Origin of the sequence: Mycobacterium sp. ITM-2016-00318 (assembly GCF_002968285.2) — a bacterium.
Taxonomy (GTDB): domain Bacteria; phylum Actinomycetota; class Actinomycetes; order Mycobacteriales; family Mycobacteriaceae; genus Mycobacterium.
On sequence record NZ_CP134400.1, the window covers coordinates 5,131,135 to 5,151,321 of the forward strand.

Annotated in this window: 20 protein-coding genes, 1 tRNA gene and 1 pseudogene; 13 read left to right on the forward strand and 9 right to left on the reverse strand. The window is 66.9% G+C overall.

Translation table 11 applies throughout. The annotated features are described in order from the left end of the window. Positions 1-8: 8 nt before the first annotated feature. Positions 9-833, forward strand: coding sequence for a crotonase/enoyl-CoA hydratase family protein (locus tag C6A82_RS25325; protein WP_105346737.1), 825 nt, complete (start codon positions 9-11; stop codon positions 831-833). Here C6A82_RS25325 and C6A82_RS25330 read toward each other — a convergent pair. Continuing rightward, complete coding sequence (locus tag C6A82_RS25330; protein WP_105346735.1) at positions 820-1,728, reverse strand: NAD(P)-dependent oxidoreductase; 909 nt, start codon at positions 1,726-1,728, stop codon at positions 820-822. The two genes, C6A82_RS25325 and C6A82_RS25330, sit on opposite strands and share 14 nt — an antisense overlap. Next, the gene (locus C6A82_RS25335; RefSeq protein ID WP_105346733.1) at positions 1,728-2,141 is read right to left on the reverse strand and encodes a hypothetical protein; all 414 of its coding nucleotides are present in this window, start codon (positions 2,139-2,141) and stop codon (positions 1,728-1,730) included. Before C6A82_RS25335 ends, C6A82_RS25330 begins: the two co-directional genes overlap by 1 nt. A 46-nt stretch (positions 2,142-2,187) precedes the next feature. Here C6A82_RS25335 and C6A82_RS25340 point away from each other — a divergent pair, with 46 nt between their 5' ends. The 3 genes from C6A82_RS25340 (at position 2,188) to C6A82_RS25350 (ending at position 6,018) form a co-directional block, all read left to right on the forward strand. Next, positions 2,188-3,573: a PLP-dependent aminotransferase family protein gene (locus C6A82_RS25340; RefSeq protein WP_105346732.1), complete on the forward strand. Its 1,386-nt coding sequence runs from the start codon at positions 2,188-2,190 to the stop codon at positions 3,571-3,573. Positions 3,574-3,592: 19 nt separating this feature from the next. Continuing rightward, positions 3,593-4,030, forward strand: coding sequence for an SRPBCC family protein (locus C6A82_RS25345; RefSeq protein ID WP_105346730.1), 438 nt, complete (start codon positions 3,593-3,595; stop codon positions 4,028-4,030). Between the two features lie 140 nt (positions 4,031-4,170). After that, positions 4,171-6,018: a glycosyltransferase gene (locus C6A82_RS25350; protein WP_105346728.1), complete on the forward strand. Its 1,848-nt coding sequence runs from the start codon at positions 4,171-4,173 to the stop codon at positions 6,016-6,018. Here C6A82_RS25350 and C6A82_RS25355 read toward each other — a convergent pair whose 3' ends face one another. The 3 genes from C6A82_RS25355 to C6A82_RS25365 form a co-directional block, all read right to left on the reverse strand. Beyond that, positions 6,019-6,864 carry a TylF/MycF/NovP-related O-methyltransferase gene (locus C6A82_RS25355; RefSeq protein ID WP_105346726.1) on the reverse strand — a complete coding sequence of 282 codons (846 nt, stop codon included), beginning with the start codon at positions 6,862-6,864 and terminating at the stop codon, positions 6,019-6,021. Positions 6,865-6,910: 46 nt separating this feature from the next. After that, positions 6,911-6,997 (reverse strand) — tRNA-Ser (locus tag C6A82_RS25360). A gap of 52 nt (positions 6,998-7,049) precedes the next feature. Next, complete coding sequence (locus C6A82_RS25365; RefSeq protein WP_105346743.1) at positions 7,050-7,562, reverse strand: MarR family winged helix-turn-helix transcriptional regulator; 513 nt, start codon at positions 7,560-7,562, stop codon at positions 7,050-7,052. Between the two features lie 66 nt (positions 7,563-7,628). On the opposite strand from C6A82_RS25365, the gene C6A82_RS25370 reads away from it, so the two are divergent. Further along, a complete protein-coding gene (locus C6A82_RS25370) occupies positions 7,629-8,612 on the forward strand; it encodes an NAD(P)H-quinone oxidoreductase (protein WP_105346725.1) in 984 nt (327 codons plus the stop codon). A 12-nt stretch (positions 8,613-8,624) separates the two neighbouring features. Here C6A82_RS25370 and C6A82_RS25375 read toward each other — a convergent pair whose 3' ends face one another. After that, a complete protein-coding gene (locus C6A82_RS25375; protein WP_105346718.1) occupies positions 8,625-9,821 on the reverse strand; it encodes a cysteine desulfurase-like protein in 1,197 nt (398 codons plus the stop codon). Between the two features lie 111 nt (positions 9,822-9,932). Between C6A82_RS25375 and C6A82_RS25380 the strand changes: the two genes are divergently transcribed. Genes C6A82_RS25380 through C6A82_RS25405 form a run of 6 tightly spaced genes read left to right on the forward strand, consistent with a single transcriptional unit; the run spans position 9,933 to position 15,372 of the window. Next, on the forward strand, positions 9,933-11,882 hold the full coding sequence (locus C6A82_RS25380; RefSeq protein ID WP_105346716.1) for a DUF6541 family protein: 1,950 nt from the start codon (positions 9,933-9,935) through the stop codon (positions 11,880-11,882). 16 nt (positions 11,883-11,898) lie between these two features. Continuing rightward, a complete protein-coding gene (locus C6A82_RS25385; protein ID WP_105346715.1) occupies positions 11,899-12,414 on the forward strand; it encodes a bacterial proteasome activator family protein in 516 nt (171 codons plus the stop codon). A 13-nt stretch (positions 12,415-12,427) separates the two neighbouring features. Beyond that, the gene (locus C6A82_RS25390) at positions 12,428-13,228 is read left to right on the forward strand and encodes an ABC transporter ATP-binding protein (protein ID WP_105346713.1); all 801 of its coding nucleotides are present in this window, start codon (positions 12,428-12,430) and stop codon (positions 13,226-13,228) included. Next, positions 13,225-14,169: a glycosyltransferase gene (locus C6A82_RS25395; RefSeq protein WP_105346711.1), complete on the forward strand. Its 945-nt coding sequence runs from the start codon at positions 13,225-13,227 to the stop codon at positions 14,167-14,169. The genes C6A82_RS25390 and C6A82_RS25395 overlap by 4 nt, the downstream gene beginning before the upstream one ends. After that, complete coding sequence (locus C6A82_RS25400) at positions 14,166-14,996, forward strand: ABC transporter permease (protein ID WP_105346710.1); 831 nt, start codon at positions 14,166-14,168, stop codon at positions 14,994-14,996. Before C6A82_RS25395 ends, C6A82_RS25400 begins: the two co-directional genes overlap by 4 nt. Before the next feature lie 43 nt (positions 14,997-15,039). Next, complete coding sequence (locus C6A82_RS25405) at positions 15,040-15,372, forward strand: zf-TFIIB domain-containing protein (protein ID WP_105346709.1); 333 nt, start codon at positions 15,040-15,042, stop codon at positions 15,370-15,372. On the opposite strand, the gene C6A82_RS25410 is transcribed toward C6A82_RS25405, so the two are convergent. Both C6A82_RS25410 and C6A82_RS25415 read right to left on the reverse strand, forming a co-directional pair. Continuing rightward, positions 15,369-16,106: a phosphotransferase family protein gene (locus C6A82_RS25410; protein WP_105346707.1), complete on the reverse strand. Its 738-nt coding sequence runs from the start codon at positions 16,104-16,106 to the stop codon at positions 15,369-15,371. The genes C6A82_RS25405 and C6A82_RS25410 overlap by 4 nt on opposite strands. 11 nt (positions 16,107-16,117) lie before the next feature. Next, a pseudogene (locus C6A82_RS25415) lies at positions 16,118-16,255 on the reverse strand (carboxymuconolactone decarboxylase family protein); the annotation flags it as partial. Between the two features lie 209 nt (positions 16,256-16,464). Between C6A82_RS25415 and C6A82_RS25420 the strand changes: the two are divergent. Together C6A82_RS25420 and C6A82_RS25425 are read left to right on the forward strand one after the other, a co-directional pair. Further along, positions 16,465-16,941, forward strand: a complete 477-nt coding sequence (locus tag C6A82_RS25420; RefSeq protein WP_158261653.1) for a nitroreductase/quinone reductase family protein — start codon at positions 16,465-16,467, stop codon at positions 16,939-16,941. A 92-nt stretch (positions 16,942-17,033) separates the two neighbouring features. After that, a complete protein-coding gene (locus C6A82_RS25425) occupies positions 17,034-18,620 on the forward strand; it encodes an HNH endonuclease signature motif containing protein (protein WP_105346704.1) in 1,587 nt (528 codons plus the stop codon). A gap of 197 nt (positions 18,621-18,817) precedes the next feature. Here the strand turns inward: C6A82_RS25425 and C6A82_RS25430 are convergent, their stop codons facing one another. Then, complete coding sequence (locus C6A82_RS25430; RefSeq protein WP_105346703.1) at positions 18,818-19,699, reverse strand: universal stress protein; 882 nt, start codon at positions 19,697-19,699, stop codon at positions 18,818-18,820. Positions 19,700-20,187: the final 488 nt, after the last annotated feature.

Below are 20,187 nucleotides of genomic sequence, written 5' to 3' on the forward strand. Positions count from 1 at the left end.
TTCGACCCATGGGCGATACCTACGAATCCCTCACCGTCGAGATTTCCGACCACGTCGCACAGGTAACGCTGACGGGGCCGGGCAAGGGCAACGCCATGGGGCCTGCGTTCTGGGCCGAGATGCCCGAGGTGTTCGCGAAGCTCGACGCCGACCGCGACGTGCGCGCGATCGTGTTGACCGGATCGGGAAAGAACTTCAGCTATGGGCTGGACCTCCTGGCGATGGGCGGCTCGTTGTCCGACGTGCTCTCCGACGGCGCCACCGCGCGCCCGCGCGCCGACTTCCACGCCACGATCCTTCGTATGCAGGGCGCCATCAACGCCGTCGCCGACTGCCGTACCCCGACGATCGCGTCAGTGCACGGTTGGTGCATCGGCGGCGGCGTCGATCTCATCTCGGCCGTCGACATCCGCTACGCCAGCGCCGACGCGAAGTTCTCGGTCCGCGAGGTGAAGATCGCGATCGTCGCCGACGTGGGCAGCCTGGCCCGGCTCCCGCTCATCCTCAACGACGGCCACCTGCGCGAGCTTGCGCTGACAGGTAAGGACATCGACGCCGCACGGGCCGAGAAGATCGGGCTGGTCAACGACGTCCTTCCCGACGCAGAAGCCTCGTTGGCAGCGGCACATCAGACCGCGGCCGAGATCGCCGCGAATCCACCGCTTGTGGTCAGCGGTGTCAAGGACGTTCTCGATCAGCAGCGCATCGCACGGGTGTCGGAGAGCCTGCGGTATGTGGCCGCGTGGAACGCGGCGTTCCTGCCGTCGAAGGACCTCGCCGAGGGCATGAAGGCGACGTTCGAGAAGAGGGCGCCGAACTTCACCGGCGAATAGGCGTCCAGCCCAACTCGGCCTTCGCCTTCGCGTTCGACAGCGGCAGCCAGGTGTCGCCGAACGCGAGCACTCCATAGGGAGCGACGGCCTTGACCACTGCGCGCGGGATGCGCACCTGCCGCGGCCGGCCCAGCTTCGCCGCCAACTCCCTGCAGTAATCGTTGAACGACTGCGGCCGGTCGTCGACGATGTTGTAGATCTGACCGTCGCTGCCGTGATCGAGCGCATTCGCGGTCGCCGAGACGACGTCGTCGATGTGCACCCAGGACACGATTCCGCTGCCGCCCATGTCCAAGGAAACGCGCCACTTCGCCATTCGCGCGAACATCTCGTCGTGCGGTACACCGGGGCCGTAGAAAACGCCGTAGCGCAATACGATTCCCTCAGTGTCGCTGCGCTGCCCTGAGGTCAGAACCGTGCGCTCCATGTCGCGCAGCGCGGTCAGCATCGCATCGCCGCCCGGCGGCGGCGGCCCCGGGTACGGGTCGCTCTCGTCCATCAGTGCCGGCCCGGTCGACGGGTATCCGTAGGCGAAGATGACCGATTCGGCGACGACGCGGCGCACGCCTGACCTCTGCGCAGCGGCGACGAGATTCGGTGCGCCCTGAGCCCACAGCCGGCTCGCGGGCTCGAAATCTTTGACCCGCATCGGTCCCCGTTTCGGCAGGGTGGTCAGCAGCGACACCACCACCTGAGGGCCGACGTCGGCGACCACCTTCTCGATGCCGTCGGAATCGAAGACGTCGGCAACCATTCCCTTGGCGCCGGTGGCCTCGATCTGCGACGTCTTCGCCGGCGACCGCGTCAGGCCGACCACGTCGTGTCCGCGGGCGGAGAGCTCACGCAGCAGCGGAAGACCCGGGACGCTGGTGGCGCCTGCCACCAACACGCGCATCAGTGCCCACCCTTCTCGGCGGTCACGGCCGCACGAAGGGCCATCGCCAGTATCACCGTTGTCGCGACAAGGCCGCCCGCCTCGAGCCAGCCGATGAAATCGCCTGCGCCGTGGTGGGGATCGACGATGTGGCTGATCGCATGCAGCGCCCAGTGCAGCGTGGCGAAAGCCAGCGCCGGTACCCGCCACGACACCCGCCGCACGGCAGCCAGTAGCAGCAGACCCTGCGGAATCTCGAACGTCGCGTTGTCGAAGATGTAGTGGTCGTTGCGGACCCCGAACGTCCCGAGGGTGTCGAAGAACGCGCCGGGGAAGAACATCATGAAGAGTCCGATACCAAGGGCGTACACCCCGAAGACGACCAGGCTCAGTTCGACAAGCCCGGGTCTTGTGCGCGTCGGTGTCGTTGACATACGTTCACGTTAGTTCGTCAATGGCCTCAAGAGAGGCACCACTTTCATGGCAGTTTCGGGTACCAGTTCCGGTCCAGAAGTCCTGATCGAACTGGACCGCGCGGCGGCCGAACCGCTGCACCGCCAGTTGGCCGACGGGCTGCGTACCGCCATCCGCACCGGGCGCCTGGCCCCGCACACCCGGATGCCCTCGACGCGGGTGCTCGCGGCAGACCTCGGCGTATCGCGGCGCCTCGTGGTCGACGCGTACAGCCAACTGATCGCCGAGGGCTTCCTGCTCAGCAGGCATGGCTCGGGTACCAGGGTCGCGACGGTCGAAGCCGCGAGCGCACCGCAGCACATCGAGTCCGCGCGCCGCTACGACGTCGACTTCCTTCCCGGCTCGCCCGATCTCAGCAGCTTCCCCCGAGCCGCCTGGCTGCGCGCGCTGCGGACCGGCTTGGCCGAGATCGGCTCGGAGTCGCTCGGCTACGTCGAACCGCAAGGCCTGCCTGCGGCGCGCATCGCCATCGCCGACTATCTGCGCCGCACCCGCGGCGTGCAGGCAGACCCGCGCCACATCGTGCTCTGCTCGGGAGCGACCCAGGCCATCGCACTGCTCAGCCGCGCGCTGAAGGGCGACGAACTGCCGCTGGCGATGGAGGACCCCGGCTTCTGGTTGCACCGAATGGTGCTGCGACACAACGGCGTCGATCCACTGGCCGTTCCGGTCGACGAGGATGGGCTTGACGTCGGTGCGCTGGCCGAGAGCGGCGCAAGGACCGTCCTTTCGACGCCCGCGCACCAGTCACCGACCGGTGTCGTGCTCACAGCGACCAGACGGACTGCGCTGGTGGAGTGGGCCCGCGCGGGCAATCTGGTCATCGAGGACGACTACGACGCCGAATACCGCTACGACCGGGCGCCCGTGGGAGCCCTGCAGGGCCTCGCGCCGGACCTAGTCATCTACCTCGGCTCGACAAGCAAGACGCTGGCACCGGGGCTGCGCATCGGATGGATGGTGCTGCCGCCTGCACTGGTCGGTGCCATCAGGCTGTCGAAGGGACTCGCCGACACCGGTAGCTCGGTGATGGATCAGATCGCGTTCACCCGACTGTTGACCTCCGGCGGCTATGACCGTCATCTGCGCCAGATGCGCCGCCGGTATCTCAGCCGACGCAACGCGCTGCTGGCCGCGCTGGGCCGCGATCTGCCGCAGGCGAAGGTCCTCGGCGCCGCCGCAGGGGTGCACCTGACGGCCCGCTTCCCCGACGGCTATCCGATTGCCGACCTGGTCCGACGCGCGGCAGCGATGCGGGTGAATGTCGAGCCGCTCGCCCCCTGCTATGCCGATCCGGCCACGGCACCGCCGGGGCTGCTGCTGGGCTACGCCAACCTCACCGAGTCTCAGATCACCGCGGGGGTCGCAGCGCTGGCGCGGGCGGCCCCGTGAGGTTCGCGATACTGTTGGGATGGCAACGGTCGACGTGGAGGTCCACACGACAATCGAGCGGCCACGTGCGGAAGTCGCCGAGTACTGCTGCGACCCGGACAACGTCACGGCGTGGTACGCCAATATCAAAGCGGTGCAACGAGAGACGACCGGCCCGGTGACGATCGGCTCTCGCTTCCGGTTCACCAGTGGCTTCCTCGGTCGGACGTTGGAGTACACCTACAAGGTGGTCGAACTGGTGCCAGACGAACGGTTCGTGATGCGCTCCAGCAGCGGCCCGTTTCCGATGGAGACCACCTACGCGTGGGAGGACGCCGAGGGCGGCGGCACCTGGATGACGCTGCGCAACCGCGGGGAGCCGACGGCGTTCGCGGGGCTGGCCGCGCCGATCCTCGCCACCGCGATCAGACGGGCGACCAGCAAGGATCTGGAGCGCCTGAAGGCCATTTTGGAATAGCGCTGAACAGCGGTTTTCAGATTTCGCTGCAGAGTAGCGCGCCATCAACTTGTCTCAGAACGCCAGCTTGTTACGCTCCCCGAGGACCCTGGGCAGAGTGCAACGGCTCACCCAGGACGTAAATAAGCAGTAGGAGCACCATGACCGAGCGCGGGGCGCTCACCGAGCACGCCGCCCCCGAGCGGCTAGTCGTCGCTCGCGGGCTGTTCAGTGGACCCAGCGTGCAGGTGTCCGACGAGATGTACGCCCGCATCCTGAGCGGCAAGGCGCACCGGGAGCGAAACGCCCTGCACCTCGAGCACGGCGCCACCGTCGACACCAACACCTACTTCGGCCGACTTCCCGCCAGCTACTTCCAGCGCTGGACCATCGCCAACGAGGTGCAACTCAAGCTCGTCTTTGACGCCTCCGGTCCCGCGACCCTGCTGCTGCGCGCCTCGGATGCCGGCGGCACCGAGCGAACGGTCACCAGCAAGGAGGTCGACGGGACCGGGACCGCGGTGCTGTCGACCGGGCTCAACGAGTTCGTCGACGGCGGCGCCCTGTGGATGGAGTGCCGGGCAGTCGGCGGCCCGCTGAGAATCACCGACCTGGAGTGGACGGTGCCGTGGCCCGACACCATCCGGCCCGCCGCCATCGCCATCTGCACCTTCAACCGGGCCGACGACTGCGCGACCAATTTGGCGACCATCGCGGGCGACAAGAGTCTGTTGGCGGGTATCGACGCGGTCTATGTCGCCGATCAAGGCACCGACGCCGTCGAGACCCGTCAGCTCTACCAGGACGTCGCCGCGCAGCTGGGCGACAAGCTGGTGTATCTGCGGCAGCCGAACCTCGGCGGCGCGGGCGGATTCGCGCGCGGCCTCTATGAGATCTCGAGCATCGCCGACCACGCCAACGTCATCCTGATGGATGACGACATCCTGCTGGAACCCGAAACGGTGCTGCGGCTCAACGCTTTCGCCAATCTGACGCCGAAGCCGACGATCGTCGGCGCGCAGATGCTGTATCTGAAGAACACCAGGCAGCTTCACGTCGGCTCAGAGCAGACCGAGATGCACCGGCTGCGCGCCGGCCGGTGGGCGCCCAACGCACTGCACAACTCGAACATGCTCAAGCACCGGCAGGACCAGCGTGTCGACGCCGAGTACAACGCCTGGTGGTCGTGCCTGATCCCCTCGGAGGTGATCGCCGCGATCGGTTTGCCGATCCCGATGTTCTTCCAGTGGGACGACATCGAGTACGGTCTGCGCGCTGCCGAGGCCGGCTTCCCGACCACGACGCTGCCCAACGCCGGCGTTTGGCACGCCGACTTCCACTGGAAGGACCGCGACGAGTTCATCCGCTACTTCAGCGTGCGCAACTCGCTCATCACACACGCGATGCACGGCCAGATCGACGGGAAGGTCACCAGCAGGTGGTTGGCACGTGAGATCACCGAGTGCCTGACGGCGATGCAATACGGCTTGGCCTACACCATGGTTCGCGGTATCGAGGACTTCCTGAAGGGCCCGGAGGTCCTGCACGACGGCGGACCATCCGCTCTCGCGGCGATACGCGCCGATCGGTCGGAGTTCGCCGAGACCGTGGTGCATCCGGCCGTGAAGATCGGTGAACTCACCGGTGCCGTTCCGCGGATCGTTCCGCTCGGTCACCGCCCCCGCAAGGACCGGATCAACCTCGTGTTGGCCAAACGCCTTGTCTACCAGTGGCTTGGCCGCGCCATTCCCGGACCCGTCGCCATCACCGCGGCGCACAACGAGTGGTGGCACGTGTCGCTCTTCGACTCCGCCGTGGTGACCGACGCGTCGCAGGCCGGGGTGCGGATCCGCCGCCGCGACAAGCAGAAACTGAAGTCGGTCTCGCGGCGCGCCCGCAGGGCGCTTCGACGGCTGCAGAAGGAGGCGCCGTCGGTGCAGGCAGCCTACCGGGAGGCGCTGCCCGAGCTGACCAGCCGGGACAACTGGGCACGACTGTTCAGCAGCTGATCAGTGCAGCCGGACTGCCACCTGCTCGTTGTTGCCGGTGTAGCCGAGATATTCGAAGGTGCGACCGGTTCGCGCGGTGAACTCGGTCCACGCCCGGTACTCGTGCATCCGCCAGCCGGGATAGTTGAAGAACTCGTCGAAGAGCAGAATCGCATCCGCCGCGAGACGATCGCCGAGGAGATCGAACACGGTCTTCGTCGACGAGTAGAGGTCGCAGTCGACATGTAGGAACGCGATCTGTTCCTCGTTGCGGGCGAGATATCCGGGCAGCTCGTCGGTGAACAACCCGACGATGATCTCGGCTCCTTCGACGGTGGGAATCTCCTCCTGCGCGAACTCGCCGACGGGAAACCCGGAACGCCACGCCTCGGGTAGCCCGGCGAAGCTGTCGAACCCGGCCACCGTACGGTCAGCGGCCACCGTGTCGGCGATGATTGTCAACGTGCTGCCCGTCGCTACCCCGAACTCCAGCGCGAGACCCGGCCCCTTGATCTGACTGAGCGCGAATCGCAGCGTGTCGTGCGGATGCCAGAACACCGACGCGTTCGGCATGTGCTCGAGAACGAACTCCGCGCTGCCACTGGCGGCGGCGATGTCCTGCGCGTTCAAGATGTCGCGACGCGAGATCTGCTCGAGGTCATGCAGCCTGCGGTGCAGGCGTTCATCCGACTCCGTGAGCCGGCCCGCCAGCCGGTCGAGCGCCGCGAGCTGTTCGTTGTGCAGATCCGTCAGGTGCCGTTGGTGCTCGTCGAGGGATTGTTGCCGCCGCGTGAGCTCGGCGTCGACGACCTCGGCCATCGCGCGCTGCAGCTTCTGCCGCGCGGAGATTTTGAGCCGGTCGAACATGCACAACACCGTAGTCGACCGGAACAAGACCGATCGCCCGGCGCAGCGGTGGCGGAGGGATTTGAACCCCCGGACGGTGTTAGCCGTCTCTCGCTTTCAAGGCGAGTGCATTAGGCCGCTCTGCCACGCCACCGCCGATAAGAGTACGTGCCGCCGCGGACCGCTCGCGCGGAGCGCCTAAGCGCTCAGACCCGCCCGACCTTGGCCGCTGACGGGGTTCCCTTGAGCCCGACGCTGATTCGTCTGCAGTTCTCACCCATCGCGGCGATCTGCGGCCGCGACAGCCTGCCCAGGAAATTGTCGCGCACACCCTGTCCGTAGGTGACCATCGCCTGCCGCACCAGAAGGCGGCCCTCATCGGTGATGCTGGCCAGCACGCCGCGCCCGTCGTCGGGGCTGGCGCCACGGCGCACCAGGCCTGCCACCTCCAGCCGGCGGATCTGGCGGGTCACCCGACTCGGCAACGACATCAACCCTTCCGCCAGATCGCCCATGCGAGCCGATCCGGTCGGCGACTTGTCCAGCATGTCGAGCAGGCGCACATCGTTGAGAGTCAGCCCATGCGCCTCGACCAGCGCCCTGTTCAGGGTCGCGTACATGCGCAGTGCCGAGTCGAGGAAGTTTTGCCATGACCTCTGCTCGGCGATGTCCAGGCCTGGCATATCACCAGCTGTACGCCCGGCAATCATCCCCTCCATCTTCGAGATGTTAAACGACATTCGCGTTGCTGAGGGCCGGTTTCCACCGGTAGTAAAGTTTTTCGAATGCGCGCGATAGTGGTCGAATCCGCCGACCGGCTGACTTGGCAGGAAGTTCCCGATATCACGCCCGGCCCAGGTGAGGTTGTGGTGAAGGTCAGCGCCGCGGGCATCAACCGGGCGGATCTGCTGCAGGCAGCAGGCAACTATCCGCCCCCGCCGGGAGCAAGCGACATCCTCGGCCTCGAGGTCTCCGGCACCGTTGCCGAAGTCGGCGAAGACGTCGAGCGCTGGCCAATCGGGCAACCTGTATGCGCTTTGCTGGCCGGCGGTGGTTACGCCGAGTTCGTCGCCGTCCCGCAGGGCCAAGTCATGCCGGTGCCAGACACCGTCGAGTTGCCCCACGCTGCAGGTTTGCCCGAGGTGGCCTGCACGGTGTGGTCCAACCTGGTGATGACAGCGGGGCTGTCCGAGGGCCAGACGGTGCTGCTGCACGGCGGCGCCAGCGGCATCGGCACGCACGGCATCCAGGTCGCGCGGGCGCTCGACTGCCGGGTGGCCGTGACCGCGGGGTCGTCGTCAAAACTCGAACTCTGCAAGGAACTCGGCGCGGAGATCCTCATCAACTACCGGGACGAGGATTTCGTCGAGCGGGTGCGCGAGGCGACCGACGGCGCAGGCGCCGACGTGATCCTCGACATCATGGGCGCCGCCTATCTGGATCGCAATGTCGACGCTCTGGCCAACGACGGTCGCGTCGTCATCATCGGTATGCAGGGCGGTGTCAAGGCCGAGCTGAACGTGGCCAAACTGCTCGGCAAGCGGGCAGGCGTCATCGCCACCGCGCTTCGGGGCAGGCCGGCGCATGGCCCGAGCAGCAAAAGCGAAGTCGTCGCCGCAGTGGTCGACAACGTGTGGCCGATGGCCGCCGACGGTCGCGTCCGCCCGGTCATCGGTGCGGAGTTCCCGATCGATCAGGCAGCGGCCGCGCATGAGTTGCTGAACTCCGGCGACGTGTCCGGGAAGGTACTGCTGCGCATCCCGGACTGAGGGACGCGGCTCTCAGCCGAGCGACGCCAGCGCGCGGACCAGCTGATCAACCTCTGCGGTCGTGGTGTAGTGCGCGAGCCCGACCGTCACCGCGCCCCCGATGTCGTTGACGCCGATGACGTCGAGCACCCGTGAGCTCGCGTTGGCGATCGCGAGCACGCCGTTCTTCGCCAGCCGTTCGACGACCCGCTCCGCGGGCACCTCCTTGACCACGAAACTCAACACCGGAATCGCCGACTCCGGCCTTCCGATCACCATGATCAGCGGCAGCGACCGCAGGGAGATCAGCAGGTACTCGAACAGCCGCTCCATGTAGGAGGCCGCGGACTGCATCGACACTGCCAGCCGGTCCCTGCGCGTGCCGGTGGCCGACTCGTCAAGACAGGCGAGGTAGTCGATGCTCGCGACGAGGCCGGCCAGCAGCGGGTACTGGTGTGCGCCGATCTCCAGCCGCGCCACCCCGGTGGCGTACGGGTCGAGCGCGATCGAGCCGAACGAGTTGATGCTGTCGGGATCACGGAAGACGAGGGCACCGACGGGCGGGCCGCCCCATGCGAGCGCGTTCACCGCGACGACGTCGGCGTCGATCTCGTCGATGTCGATGAGGCGGTACGGCGCGGCCGCCGAATGGTCGACGATGACGAGGCCGCCGTCGACATGCATCAGCTTGGTGGCCGCGCGCAGATCGGTCACCGTGCCCAACGTCGCGGACGCCGAGGTGACGGCGACCAGCCGCGTCGCCTCGGAGATCAGGTTCTCCCACTGCCACGTCGGCAACTCACCGGTTTCGATGTCGACCTCGGCCCATTTCACCTTGGCGCCATATCTATTCGCCGCGCGCAGCCACGGCGCGATGTTTGCCTCGTCGTCGAGCCGAGTGACTACGGTTTCATAGCCCAACCCGACGCGCGACGAAGAGGCGTCGGCCAACGAGTTGAGCAGGATGGCACGGTCGGCACCGAGGATGACACCGCGCGGGTCGGCGTTGACAAGATCGGCGACCGCCTTGCGGGCCGCCTCCAGCACCGCGGCGCTGCGCTGCGCTGCGGGATGCGCGCCGACCGTCGTCGTCATCGAATTGCGGAACGCCGTCGAGACGGTCCTGGCGACGGAGTCGGGCAGCAACATGCCGTGCTGGGCGTCGAAATGAACCCATCCGTCGCCCAGCGACGGATGCAATCCACGCACCCGGGCGACGTCGTATGCCATGCCAGCCACCTTAGAGAGTCTGTGAAACCCACAAACCGAAGCATTCCGTGGGTGCCCGAGGCCGGAGCGGGCAGTGCCGGACAGGGTCACCTGCGCAGCCATACTAGTGCAGTGAGCTTGGCCTTCGGAGTGCTACTAGCGGTGTTGTTGCTGGTAGTACCGGGAGCCATCGTCGCGTGGGCGGCCCGGATGCCCGTCCCGGTCGCCGTCGCGGTCGGCCCCGCGTTGACCTACGGGGTTGTCGCACTGGCGATCGTTCCGTTCGGCGCGGTCGGAATCCCGTGGAACGGGTTCACCGCCTTCTTTGCTCTCGCGGTCATTACCGCATTCGCAGCGGGTTTGCCGAAAATGCTCAGCCGCTTCAGGGACACCGACGCCGAGACGCTGTCGATATCGCGCGGGCCCGCGCTCACCGTCGCAGCGGGCGTGCTTCTCGGGGCGTCCCTGATCGTGGTGGCGGCCGTCTTGGGGCTGCCGCACTGGCAGTCCATACCCAGTACGTGGGACGCCGTGTGGCATGCCAACACGGTCCGGTGGATCCTCGACACCGGACAGGCTTCGCCGACCCACATGGGCGAACTGCGCAACGTCGAGACCCACGACGCGCTGTACTACCCGTCGACGTTTCACGCCGTCGCGTCGGTATTCAGCCAGCTGACCGGGGCGGCGCCCACAACCGCCTACACACTGAACTCAGTGGCGGCGGCGGTGTGGCTGTTTCCGGTGAGCGCGGCGATCTTGGCCTGGAAGCTGTTGCGGCAGCGGCTCGGTCAGTGGCGGGCCGCAGGCGCGGCCGCGTCGGCGGCGGTGCTGTCGGCGTCCTTCACCGCGATCCCCTACGTCGAATTCGACACCGCGTCGATGCCCAACCTCGCCGCGTACGGGATCGCCGTGCCCACGATGGCGATGGTGATGTCCGCCGTCGCCCAGCGAGAGCGCATACCGCTGGCGGTACTCGCACTTCTCGGCATTTTCTCCGTGCACATCACCGGCGGTGTGGTGACGGTGCTGTTCGTGGTGGCCTGGTGGCTGGTGTCCGCGCTGTGGCGTCCGGTTCGCGGCAGGCTCTCGGATTTCATCGCACTGGTGCTGATCGCGGTGCCGACGGTCTGTCTGCTCCTGCCGCAGTTCGTCGGCGTGCTCGCGCAGGCGGAGATCATCGAGGGCCACGCCTTCGTCACTCACGAGGGCAAGAAACGCGGGCTGATCGACGCGCTCGTCCAGCACACTCGGCACCTCAACGACTTCCCGATCCAGTGGATCCTTGTCGTGCTGGGCGGCATCGGGGGGCTGATCCTCGTCTACGAGAAGGTGTGGTGGCCGCTGGTCGTGTGGCTCGGGCTTGTCGTCTGCATCGTGCACTCTTCGGCGCCGTTCGGCGGCCCGCTCGGCACCCTCACCGGCAAGTTCAGCGACCTCTTCTACAGCGACCCGCGAAGGTTGTCGGCCGTGGTGGCGATGCTCCTTGCACCCACTGCGGGCCTGGCGCTCTTCGTCCTCGTCAGCGCCTCGGTGCAGGGCATCCGCAGGCTCGTCGGTCCAGACCGGGCGCGCCAGAGGATCTGGTACGGCGCAACCACCGCGGTGCTGATCGCGATCACCGCCGTCACGGCGGTCTGCTACGTGCCCCGGCACAAGTTCCTGTTCGGCGAGAAGTACGACTCGGTGCTGATCGACGACAAGGACCTCGAGGCGTTCGCCTACCTCGCGACGCTGCCCGGCGCGCGGGACACCCTGATCGGCAATGCCAACACCGACGGCACTGCCTGGATGTATGCGGTGGCCGGGCTGCACCCGCTGTGGACGCACTACGACTACCCCTTCCAGCAGGGACCGGGATATCAGCGCTTCATCTTCTGGGCACATGCCGACGACGCCGACACCGACGCGCGCATCGCCGAGGCGGTGAAAGCGCTCGATATCCGCTACGTGCTCACCAGCACACCGGTGGTGCTGAAATTCGCGATGCCCGACGGGCTAGTGTCACTGGATAAGTCACGGTCATGGGAGAAGATCTACGACAACGGCGAAGCCCGCATCTACGAATGGCGCGGCGTCTAGAGGGAATCTGGATTGGATGACTACGAACACTGACGACGACAACATCGAGATCATCGGCGGCGACGGGCCGATGGAGCCCGAGGAGGACGGCGGCGGCAAGTCGCTGACCGACCTCGTCGAGCAGCCCGCCAAGGTGATGCGGATCGGCACGATGATCAAGCAGCTGTTGGAGGAAGTTCGGGCCGCACCGCTCGACGACGCCAGCCGCAACCGGCTGCGGGAGATCCACAAGACCAGCATCAGCGAGCTGGAGGACGGCCTCGCGCCCGAACTGCGTGATGAACTCGAGCGGCTGACGCTGCCGTTCACCGAGGACGGCGTGCCGTCCGACGCCGAGCTCCGGATCGCCCAGGCGCAGCTCGTCGGCTGGCTGGAAGGGCTGTTCCACGGCATCCAGACCGCGCTGTTCGCCCAGCAGATGGCGGCGCGCCAGCAGCTGGAGCAGATGCGGCAGGGCGCCTTGCCGCCCGGCGTCAGCGTTCCGGGACAACGCGGCGGACCCGCGTCGACCGGGACCGGGCAGTACCTGTAGCGGCGGTTCTCCTTTGGCAGCACCGCGGATCGAGACGCGCAACGCGTGGGTGGAGTTCCCCATCTTCGACGCGAAGGCGCGCTCGCTGAAGAAGGCGTTCCTCGGCAAGGCAGGCGGCACGATCGGCCGCAACGAGTCCAATGTCGTCGTGATCGAGGCGCTCCGCGACATCACGATGTCGCTCGAGCTCGGCGACCGGGTCGGCCTCGTCGGGCACAACGGGGCAGGCAAGTCGACGCTGCTTCGGCTGCTGTCGGGCATCTACGAACCGACAAGGGGCGTCGCCACCGTGACCGGCCGGGTGGCGCCGATCTTCGACCTCGGCGTCGGCATGGACCCCGAGATCTCCGGCTTCGAGAACATCGTCATCCGCGGTCTGTTCCTCGGGCAGACCCGCAAACAAATGCTGGCCAAGGTCGACGAGATCGCCGAGTTCACCGAGCTCGGCGACTACCTTAAGATGCCGCTGCGCACCTACTCGACCGGTATGAGGGTGCGGCTCGCGATGGGCGTCGTCACCAGCATCGATCCCGAGATCCTTCTGCTGGACGAGGGCATCGGCGCCGTCGACGCCGAATTCCTCAAGAAGGCGCAGACGCGGCTGCAGAGCCTCGTCGAACGCTCCGGCATCCTCGTCTTCGCCAGCCACTCCAACGAATTCCTGGCCCGGTTGTGCAACACCGCCATGTGGATCGACCACGGCACGGTCAAGATGACCGGCGGCATCGAGGAAGTCGTGCGCGCGTATGAGGGCGAGGACGCCGCGCGTCACGTGCGCGAGGTGCTCGAAGAGAATGCCCGGGATCGTGCATGAGCAAAAAACTTGTCGCGGTCGTCGTCACCCACCGTCGTCCCGACGAACTCACGAAGTCGCTCGACGCGGTCTGCACTCAGAGCAGGCGGCCCGACCACCTCGTCGTCGTCGATAACGATGACGACGAGCGCGTCCGTGATCTCGTGCGCACGCGAGGAGCACAAGGGGCGGGAGCCGGCCAGCCCATCCCCACCACCTACCTCGGTTCACGCCGAAACCTCGGCGGTGCAGGCGGTTTCGCACTTGGGATGCTGCACGCGCTCACGCTCGGCGCCGACTGGATCTGGCTTGCCGACGACGACGGGCGGCCGCAGGACCGCGACGTGCTGGCCACCCTGCTCAGGTGCGCCGAGAAGCACGCCCTTGCCGAAGTGTCGCCGATGGTGTGCAACCTCGACGACCCCGACCGGTTGGCGTTTCCACTGCGCCGCGGTCTGGTCTGGCGCCGCCTCGTGAGCGAGCTGCGCGCCGACGGCGCCGGAGTGGGCCCACCCGCGTGCTGGGGAGTGCTGCCGGGGATCGCCTCGCTGTTCAACGGTGCGCTGTTCCGCGCGTCCACCGTCGAAGCTGTCGGTGTGCCCGACCTGCGGCTCTTCGTGCGCGGCGACGAGGTGGAACTGCACCGCAGACTGGTGCGCTCCGGCCTGGCGTTCGGGACCTGTTTGGACGCAATCTATCTGCACCCGTGCGGAACCGACGAGTTCAAACCGATCCTCGGCGGCCGGATGCACACCCAGTACCCCGACAACCCGACCAAGCGGTTCTACACCTACCGCAACCGGGGCTATCTGCTGTCGCAGCCCGGCCTGCGCAAGCTGCTGCCGCAGGAGTGGCTGCGCTACGGCTGGTATTTCCTGGTGTCGCGACGTGACCCGCGTGGCCTGGTCGAATGGCTGCGGCTGCGCCGACTCGGCCGCAGGGAGAGATTCGAGAAGCCATGACGTTCACCGACGCCGCCGCCGCGTCGCGCACGATGTCGCGGGCCCGCCGCGATCTCGTCGACGGCTTCGCGCGCCGCGAACTCTGGCTGCATCTGGGCTGGCAGGACATCAAGCAGCGCTACCGCCGTTCGGTGCTCGGCCCGTTCTGGATCACCATCGCCACCGGTGTCACGGCGATCGCGATGGGCGGGCTGTACTCGAAACTGTTCAAACTGGAGCTGGCCGAACACCTTCCGTACGTCACGCTCGGCCTGATCATCTGGAACCTGATCAACGCCGCGATCATCGAGGGCGCCGACGTGTTCGTCCACAACGAAGGTCTCATCAAGCAGTTGCCGACGCCGCTGTCGGTGCACGTCTATCGACTGGTGTGGCGGCAGCTCATCCTGTTCGGACACAACGTCGTGATCTTCGTCGTGATCGCGATCATCTTCCCCAAGCCGTGGAACTGGGCCGACCTTGCGGTCATCCCCGCACTCGGCCTGATCGTGCTGAACTGCGTGTGGGTATCGCTGTGTTTCGGCATCCTGTCCACCCGATACCGCGACATCAGCCCGCTCCTGTTCAGCCTCGTCCAGCTGCTGTTTTTCATGACGCCGATCATCTGGAACGAGGCCACGCTCGAACAGCAGGGTGCCGGGCGATGGGCCAAGATCGTTGAGCTGAACCCGCTGCTGCACTATCTCGACATCGTGCGCGCGCCGCTGCTCGGCGCCGATCAGGAACTGCGGCACTGGGTGGTGGTGCTGGCGTTCACCGTCGTCGGCTGGATCTTCGCGGCCATCGCGATGAGGCAGTACCGGGCGCGGGTGCCGTACTGGGTTTAGTCGTTCACAGGCACTTCACAGTAAGTTCGGGCGTTAATGAACCATGAGCATCCCGCCATATGAGCCACCGAAGTCCCCACCGCCCGCCAACGCAGCCAACACGCTGCTGTGCCCGAAGTGCGCAGGGGTGATGAAGACCTACGAGCGCAACGGCATCCACCTGGAGCAGTGCGACACCTGCCGGGGGATCTTCCTCGACTTCGGCGAACTGGAGTCGCTTACCCAGATGGAGAACCGGTTCGTGCAGTCCGCGCCGCCACCCCCGCCCCCGATGCAGCAGCCCGGATACGGCTATGACTACGGCCCGGCCTGGGGCCACCGCGGTAACAAGCACTACCGCAAGCAGGGCTTCGGCAGGCTGTTCTTCTCCAGCTAGCGCATACGCGCGCAGGCCGCGACGAGCAGGTCGTCGTCGGGGTGATGCGCGGCGGCCTGTACCACCCCGGCCCGCGCGAACGGCTCGAGGATCGGCCACGGGTCGCCGGGCGGCAGCGCCGGTCCGCCGCCGTTGCGGTACGCCTGCAAGAACAGGTGCCAGTCGTCGTCGGGCATCAGTCCCGCCGCCCAGAAGCCCGCAGGTCGGGCGAGGTCCCACGCGGGATCGCCGACGCCGAGGTCGTCGACGTCGATCAGCAGCCACGGCCCGTCAGGCGTCCTGCCGAGCTGACCGAGGTGCCAGTCACCGTGCACTAGCGTCGACGGCCGATCGGGTGAGCCGGCTCGCCAGGCCTTTTCGGCCAAAGCGGCGGCCGCGCCGCGCACGACGTCGTTTCCGCGCGCGGCGTCGACGGCACGCCGCAATCGCTGCGGCCATCCGTGGACAGGCGAGCGAGCGGGCGCCGGCTCGTTGTGCAGCCGAGCCAGAAGTCGTCCGGCATCGGCCCACGGCAGCGCTTCCGGCTGCGGTGCAACGGTTTCCGCCAGCCGCCAGGTGCTGCGCCAACGCAGGCCGATCTGTTGCGGCACCGCGTCGAGCGGGGACAGAAAGGAACCCGACTCCGCTGCGATGCGGAGCCGGGCCCTCAATGCCCTCGGGTCGGTGCCCGGCCGGTGCAGTTTGTGGACCACGTCGCCGTCGACGGTGATCTCCGCTCCGGACCGGGTCTGCATCCTTACCAGTATCAGCGCCGCGGCACTGCGGTGCGAACAGTCACGTTGATGCGGTTCCATGCATTGATCGTGACGGCCATCGCGATGACCTGAGCGAGTTCGCGGTCGTCGAACACCGCGGCGGCACGCTCGTACACGCCGTCGGGCACGCCGTCGGTGGGGGTCAACCTCGTTCTGACACTGCCCGACGACACCGAGCACGCGGTGATGCGACGAGCCGGGAGGCAGGAATCGCGTTGCAGGGCTTCGCCGTGCCCGCCGACCATGCGTTTCGGCGGGCCGTTGATGCGCTTTGGCCGTGCTGGAGGCCACCGGGCTGGCAGAGTGATCGGCTATGAGTCCCGGGCAGCGTCGGCATATGGGCGTGTACGAACGCACGCTGGAGAAGGTCGCGCGAACGCCGATCGGCGACTGGTACATGAAGAAAATCGCGCCGCGCCTTGATCCGCCGCTGCTCCGGTTGACGGGCGGACGGGTCAGCTCGGTGTACCCGGTACCAGTCATGTTGCTGACCACCACCGGCGCCAAGACGGGTCAGCCGCGGACGCTGCCGCTCTTGTACATCGCCGACGGCGACCATCTGATCCTCATCGCATCGAACTACGGCAAGACGTCACACCCGGCGTGGTACCGGAACCTACTGGCCAACCCGAAGGCCGAGGTGCTCGCGGGTTCGCGCAGCGGGATGTACACGGCGTCGGAGGTCACTGACGCCGCCGAGCGGGACCGAGCGTGGAATCTAGCGCTGGACATGTACGCCGGTTATGGCGATTACGAAGGCAGGGCGGGCGATCGTAAGATCCCGCTTATACGCCTGGAACGCGTGGCCCGCTGAGGTTATCCACAGTCGTAATTTCATCCACAGGTATGGGTTGACCTGGTCATCGTCGGCCGATTGGGTCGTGTGGCGCGAGTAGTTTCGAAAGCATGTTCGATGATCTTGTGACCGCAGCTGGCTCCGCTGGTCGGGGTGTGGCGGTGGGTGCGTGGGCGCGGGTGGAGAACGCGGCGTGCGCGCGGCGGCTCGCGGCGATCGCTGATGTGTTGGAGGCCCGCTGGTCTGCCGACGGCTCGGCCGAGCGCGAGCAGTGGTGTCTGGATAACTGGAACGCTGTGGCCGCGGAGGTGGCGGCGTGCCATGAGGTGTCGCTGGGGGTGGCCTCGCATCAGTTGATGATCGCGATGGAGCTGCGCGAGCGGCTACCGCGAATCGAGGAAGTTTTTCGCAGCGGTCGGATCAGTTTGCGGATGGTGTCGACGATCGTCTCGCGCACCGCGCTGGTCAGCGAGCCTGAGGTGCAGGACAAAATCGATGTCGAGTTGGCCGCTGCGGTGCCCGAGTGGGGGGCGTTGTCGCAAGCCAAGGTGGAACAGGCCATCGATGACTGGGTGCAGCGCTATGACCCGTTGGCGGTGCGCCGCATGGAGCTGCACGCCCGCGGCCGCCATGTGGACACGCACTGCGACGGCAGTGGCACCGCCACGATCGAGGCGATGCTGTTCGATCACGACGCCGCCGCGCTCGACGCGCGGCTGGAGGCGCTGGCGCGCGGGGTGTGTGACGGTGATCCGCGCACCCTCGAGCAGCGCCGCGCCGACGCCTTGGGCGCGTTGGGCCACGGTGTGGATTATCTGGCGTGTCTGTGCGGAGCCGGGGACTGCGCGGCGGCCGGGGCGCAGCCCAACGCGGTGGTGATCAATGTGATCGCCGAGGAGAAGACCCTGGCCGACGACACCGCGGTGGTGCTGGACGGGGCCGACCCCGACAAGCCGACCACACCGCAGCGGGAGATGACGCTGGCCCAGTTGGCGGTGTGCCCGCCGCTCACCGGCCCGGCCGCCACACCGCCGGCGGTGATGATCGGCGGGCCGGTGATCCCGGCGCCGTTGTTGGCCGCCAAGATCGCCGCAGGCGCCACCATCTGCTACATCGTGCACCCCGGTGACGCGCCACCCGAGACGCGGTACCGGCCGTCAGCGAAGTTGGATCGGTTCGTCCGGTGTCGGGATATGACGTGCCGGTTTCCGGGCTGTTCACGACCCGCTGATATCTGCGATCTTGATCATACGATCGCCTACCCGGTCGGGCCGACCTGCGCGTCGAACCTGAAAAGCCTGTGCCGACAACACCATCTGCTCAAAACGTTTTGGGCCGGCCGGTGCGGCTGGCGCGATGAACAACGACCCGACGGCACCGTGGTGTGGACCGACCCGCACGGCCAAACACAGCTGACCCGACCGGGCAGCTACGGGCTGTTCCCGTCACTGTGTCGACCGACCGCACCAGTGATCCTGACCACCGCAGACAAGGCCGCAGCCGCCGCACGTCAGCCGGCATGCGGGCTGACCATGCCCCGCCGGCGACACACCCGCGCACAAAACCGCGCCCAACACCTCACCACCCAACGCGCCCGGAACCGGGAACTGATCGAAGATCGCGGAAATGATTGGCCCGAATCCTGTTTCTCGGCAAGACCCAGACCACCGGCGAACGACGACCCACCGCCCTTCTGACAGGGCCGAACTACGTCGAGGCGACGGCGAACAGACTCCATTGACCGGGCACTTTCCTCAACTCGTGCGCGCCGCGGTCTGTCGCGCAGCGTGCTGGCCTACTTCGCGCAATCGCTGCCACAAGTAGCTGCTTCTGACCATCAGATGATCCGCAACTCTCCTGACAACCGCTGAGCCGCCTCCCCTGTATCGGCTCGTCACGACTTGCGGGCCACGATCACGGGCACTTCGGCCGCGTGCACGACCGCCGAGCTGACTGATCCGAGCAGCATTCCGGCGAATCCGCCCCGGCCGTGGCTTCCCACGATGATGAGCTGTGCCGTAGCGGAGTGGTTGACCAACCAACGGCCGGCATCGTCGTGGATCACGGTGGGCTTCACTTGTACATCCGGGTAATTTTCCTGCCAGCCCGCCAGGCGCTCGCTCAGTGCCTCGTCGCCTTTCTGCTCGTCGATCGTCCAGTTGAGGTGGGCCCCCGACGTGAAGGAATGCGCCCAGGCGTGCATTGCGATCAGCGGTGCTCGCCGGTGCGATGCCTCGTCAAAGGCGATCGCGGTGGCCAACTCCGATGTCGGTGAGCCGTCGATGCCGAGCAGGATCGGTGCGTGTACGTCCGGCTCGGGGTGCTGCTTGCGGATCACCGCCACCGGGCAGTGGGCGTGGCGGACCAGTCCGCTACTGACGGAGCCAAGCGTCAGTCGGTCCATTGCGGTCATACCGCGGTCGCCGACCACCACAAGCCGCATGTCCTTGGACGCATCGATGAGGGTGGCCAGCGGATGGGCGAATAGGAACTCGGTATCCACTTTGCCCCGCCTGCGATCGCCGCGCTCGTCGTCGACGATCTGTCGCGCGGCGGCGAGTATCCGGTCGCCCTCGCCGTGCTGTGCCAAGCGCGAAGTCAGCATCGTCTCAGTGTCGTAAGTGACGGGCCCTCCATGGCGCTCGGCGACCGTCATAAGCGTGAGGTCTTCGCGACGCATCGCGGCTTCACGCACCGCCCACCGTACCGCGGTGTGGGAGAACTCCGAGCCGTCGACACCGACCAGGATTCCGGAAGTATTTGGGGCCATTGTCATTTCGCCATCTCCGAGGTTTCGTAGGTGCCCGGTCGCGGCACGGTCTTCTTTCCGAGATCCCGGCACCTCTCGCGCTCAACGCTAGGAGGTGGATCGCCGCCGGTCTGCAGACCTAGGTCACCCCATCTGCGCCATTGGTCCCGGAAACGGCCCCTCCCTTTCACGCGAGAGTGCATGTCCCCGATCTCGCGTGCGAACTGCACGGGCGGCCTCAATGGTGGCGGTTTTCGACAGACTTAAAATCCGCACAGTGTCGGTTCGAGTCCAACTCCGGGCACCGAGGAAGGCCAGGTAGGCGCGCTCTCACGGCGAATGGATCGGTTGAGGACTTCGCTCGTCGCGGCGTCGTCGCGGCGCGCGGCGGGTCCGACGTGGTAGCGCAAAGACAACCAGCGCGACACGCCGAGATGTGTCGAAGGCTGACCCTAGACTCGCCCCAATCGAAGTACGTGCGACTCCGATTCGTCTCGCCGAGACCCTCGGGTCAG

What these genes read in the sequence shown, in the direction of transcription:
- C6A82_RS25325 (WP_105346737.1), top strand. Translation starts at nt 9, where the DNA reads ATGGGCGATACCTACGAATCCCTCACCGTCGAGATTTCCGACCACGTC.
- C6A82_RS25330 (WP_105346735.1), bottom strand. Translation starts at nt 1,728, where the DNA reads ATGCGCGTGTTGGTGGCAGGCGCCACCAGCGTCCCGGGTCTTCCGCTG.
- C6A82_RS25335 (WP_105346733.1), bottom strand. Translation starts at nt 2,141, where the DNA reads ATGTCAACGACACCGACGCGCACAAGACCCGGGCTTGTCGAACTGAGC.
- C6A82_RS25340 (WP_105346732.1), top strand. Translation starts at nt 2,188, where the DNA reads ATGGCAGTTTCGGGTACCAGTTCCGGTCCAGAAGTCCTGATCGAACTG.
- C6A82_RS25345 (WP_105346730.1), top strand. Translation starts at nt 3,593, where the DNA reads ATGGCAACGGTCGACGTGGAGGTCCACACGACAATCGAGCGGCCACGT.
- C6A82_RS25350 (WP_105346728.1), top strand. Translation starts at nt 4,171, where the DNA reads ATGACCGAGCGCGGGGCGCTCACCGAGCACGCCGCCCCCGAGCGGCTA.
- C6A82_RS25355 (WP_105346726.1), bottom strand. Translation starts at nt 6,864, where the DNA reads ATGTTCGACCGGCTCAAAATCTCCGCGCGGCAGAAGCTGCAGCGCGCG.
- C6A82_RS25365 (WP_105346743.1), bottom strand. Translation starts at nt 7,562, where the DNA reads ATGGAGGGGATGATTGCCGGGCGTACAGCTGGTGATATGCCAGGCCTG.
- C6A82_RS25370 (WP_105346725.1), top strand. Translation starts at nt 7,629, where the DNA reads ATGCGCGCGATAGTGGTCGAATCCGCCGACCGGCTGACTTGGCAGGAA.
- C6A82_RS25375 (WP_105346718.1), bottom strand. Translation starts at nt 9,821, where the DNA reads ATGGCATACGACGTCGCCCGGGTGCGTGGATTGCATCCGTCGCTGGGC.
- C6A82_RS25385 (WP_105346715.1), top strand. Translation starts at nt 11,899, where the DNA reads ATGACTACGAACACTGACGACGACAACATCGAGATCATCGGCGGCGAC.
- C6A82_RS25395 (WP_105346711.1), top strand. Translation starts at nt 13,225, where the DNA reads ATGAGCAAAAAACTTGTCGCGGTCGTCGTCACCCACCGTCGTCCCGAC.
- C6A82_RS25400 (WP_105346710.1), top strand. Translation starts at nt 14,166, where the DNA reads ATGACGTTCACCGACGCCGCCGCCGCGTCGCGCACGATGTCGCGGGCC.
- C6A82_RS25405 (WP_105346709.1), top strand. Translation starts at nt 15,040, where the DNA reads ATGAGCATCCCGCCATATGAGCCACCGAAGTCCCCACCGCCCGCCAAC.
- C6A82_RS25410 (WP_105346707.1), bottom strand. Translation starts at nt 16,106, where the DNA reads ATGCAGACCCGGTCCGGAGCGGAGATCACCGTCGACGGCGACGTGGTC.
- C6A82_RS25420 (WP_158261653.1), top strand. Translation starts at nt 16,465, where the DNA reads ATGGGCGTGTACGAACGCACGCTGGAGAAGGTCGCGCGAACGCCGATC.
- C6A82_RS25425 (WP_105346704.1), top strand. Translation starts at nt 17,034, where the DNA reads ATGTTCGATGATCTTGTGACCGCAGCTGGCTCCGCTGGTCGGGGTGTG.
- C6A82_RS25430 (WP_105346703.1), bottom strand. Translation starts at nt 19,699, where the DNA reads ATGACAATGGCCCCAAATACTTCCGGAATCCTGGTCGGTGTCGACGGC.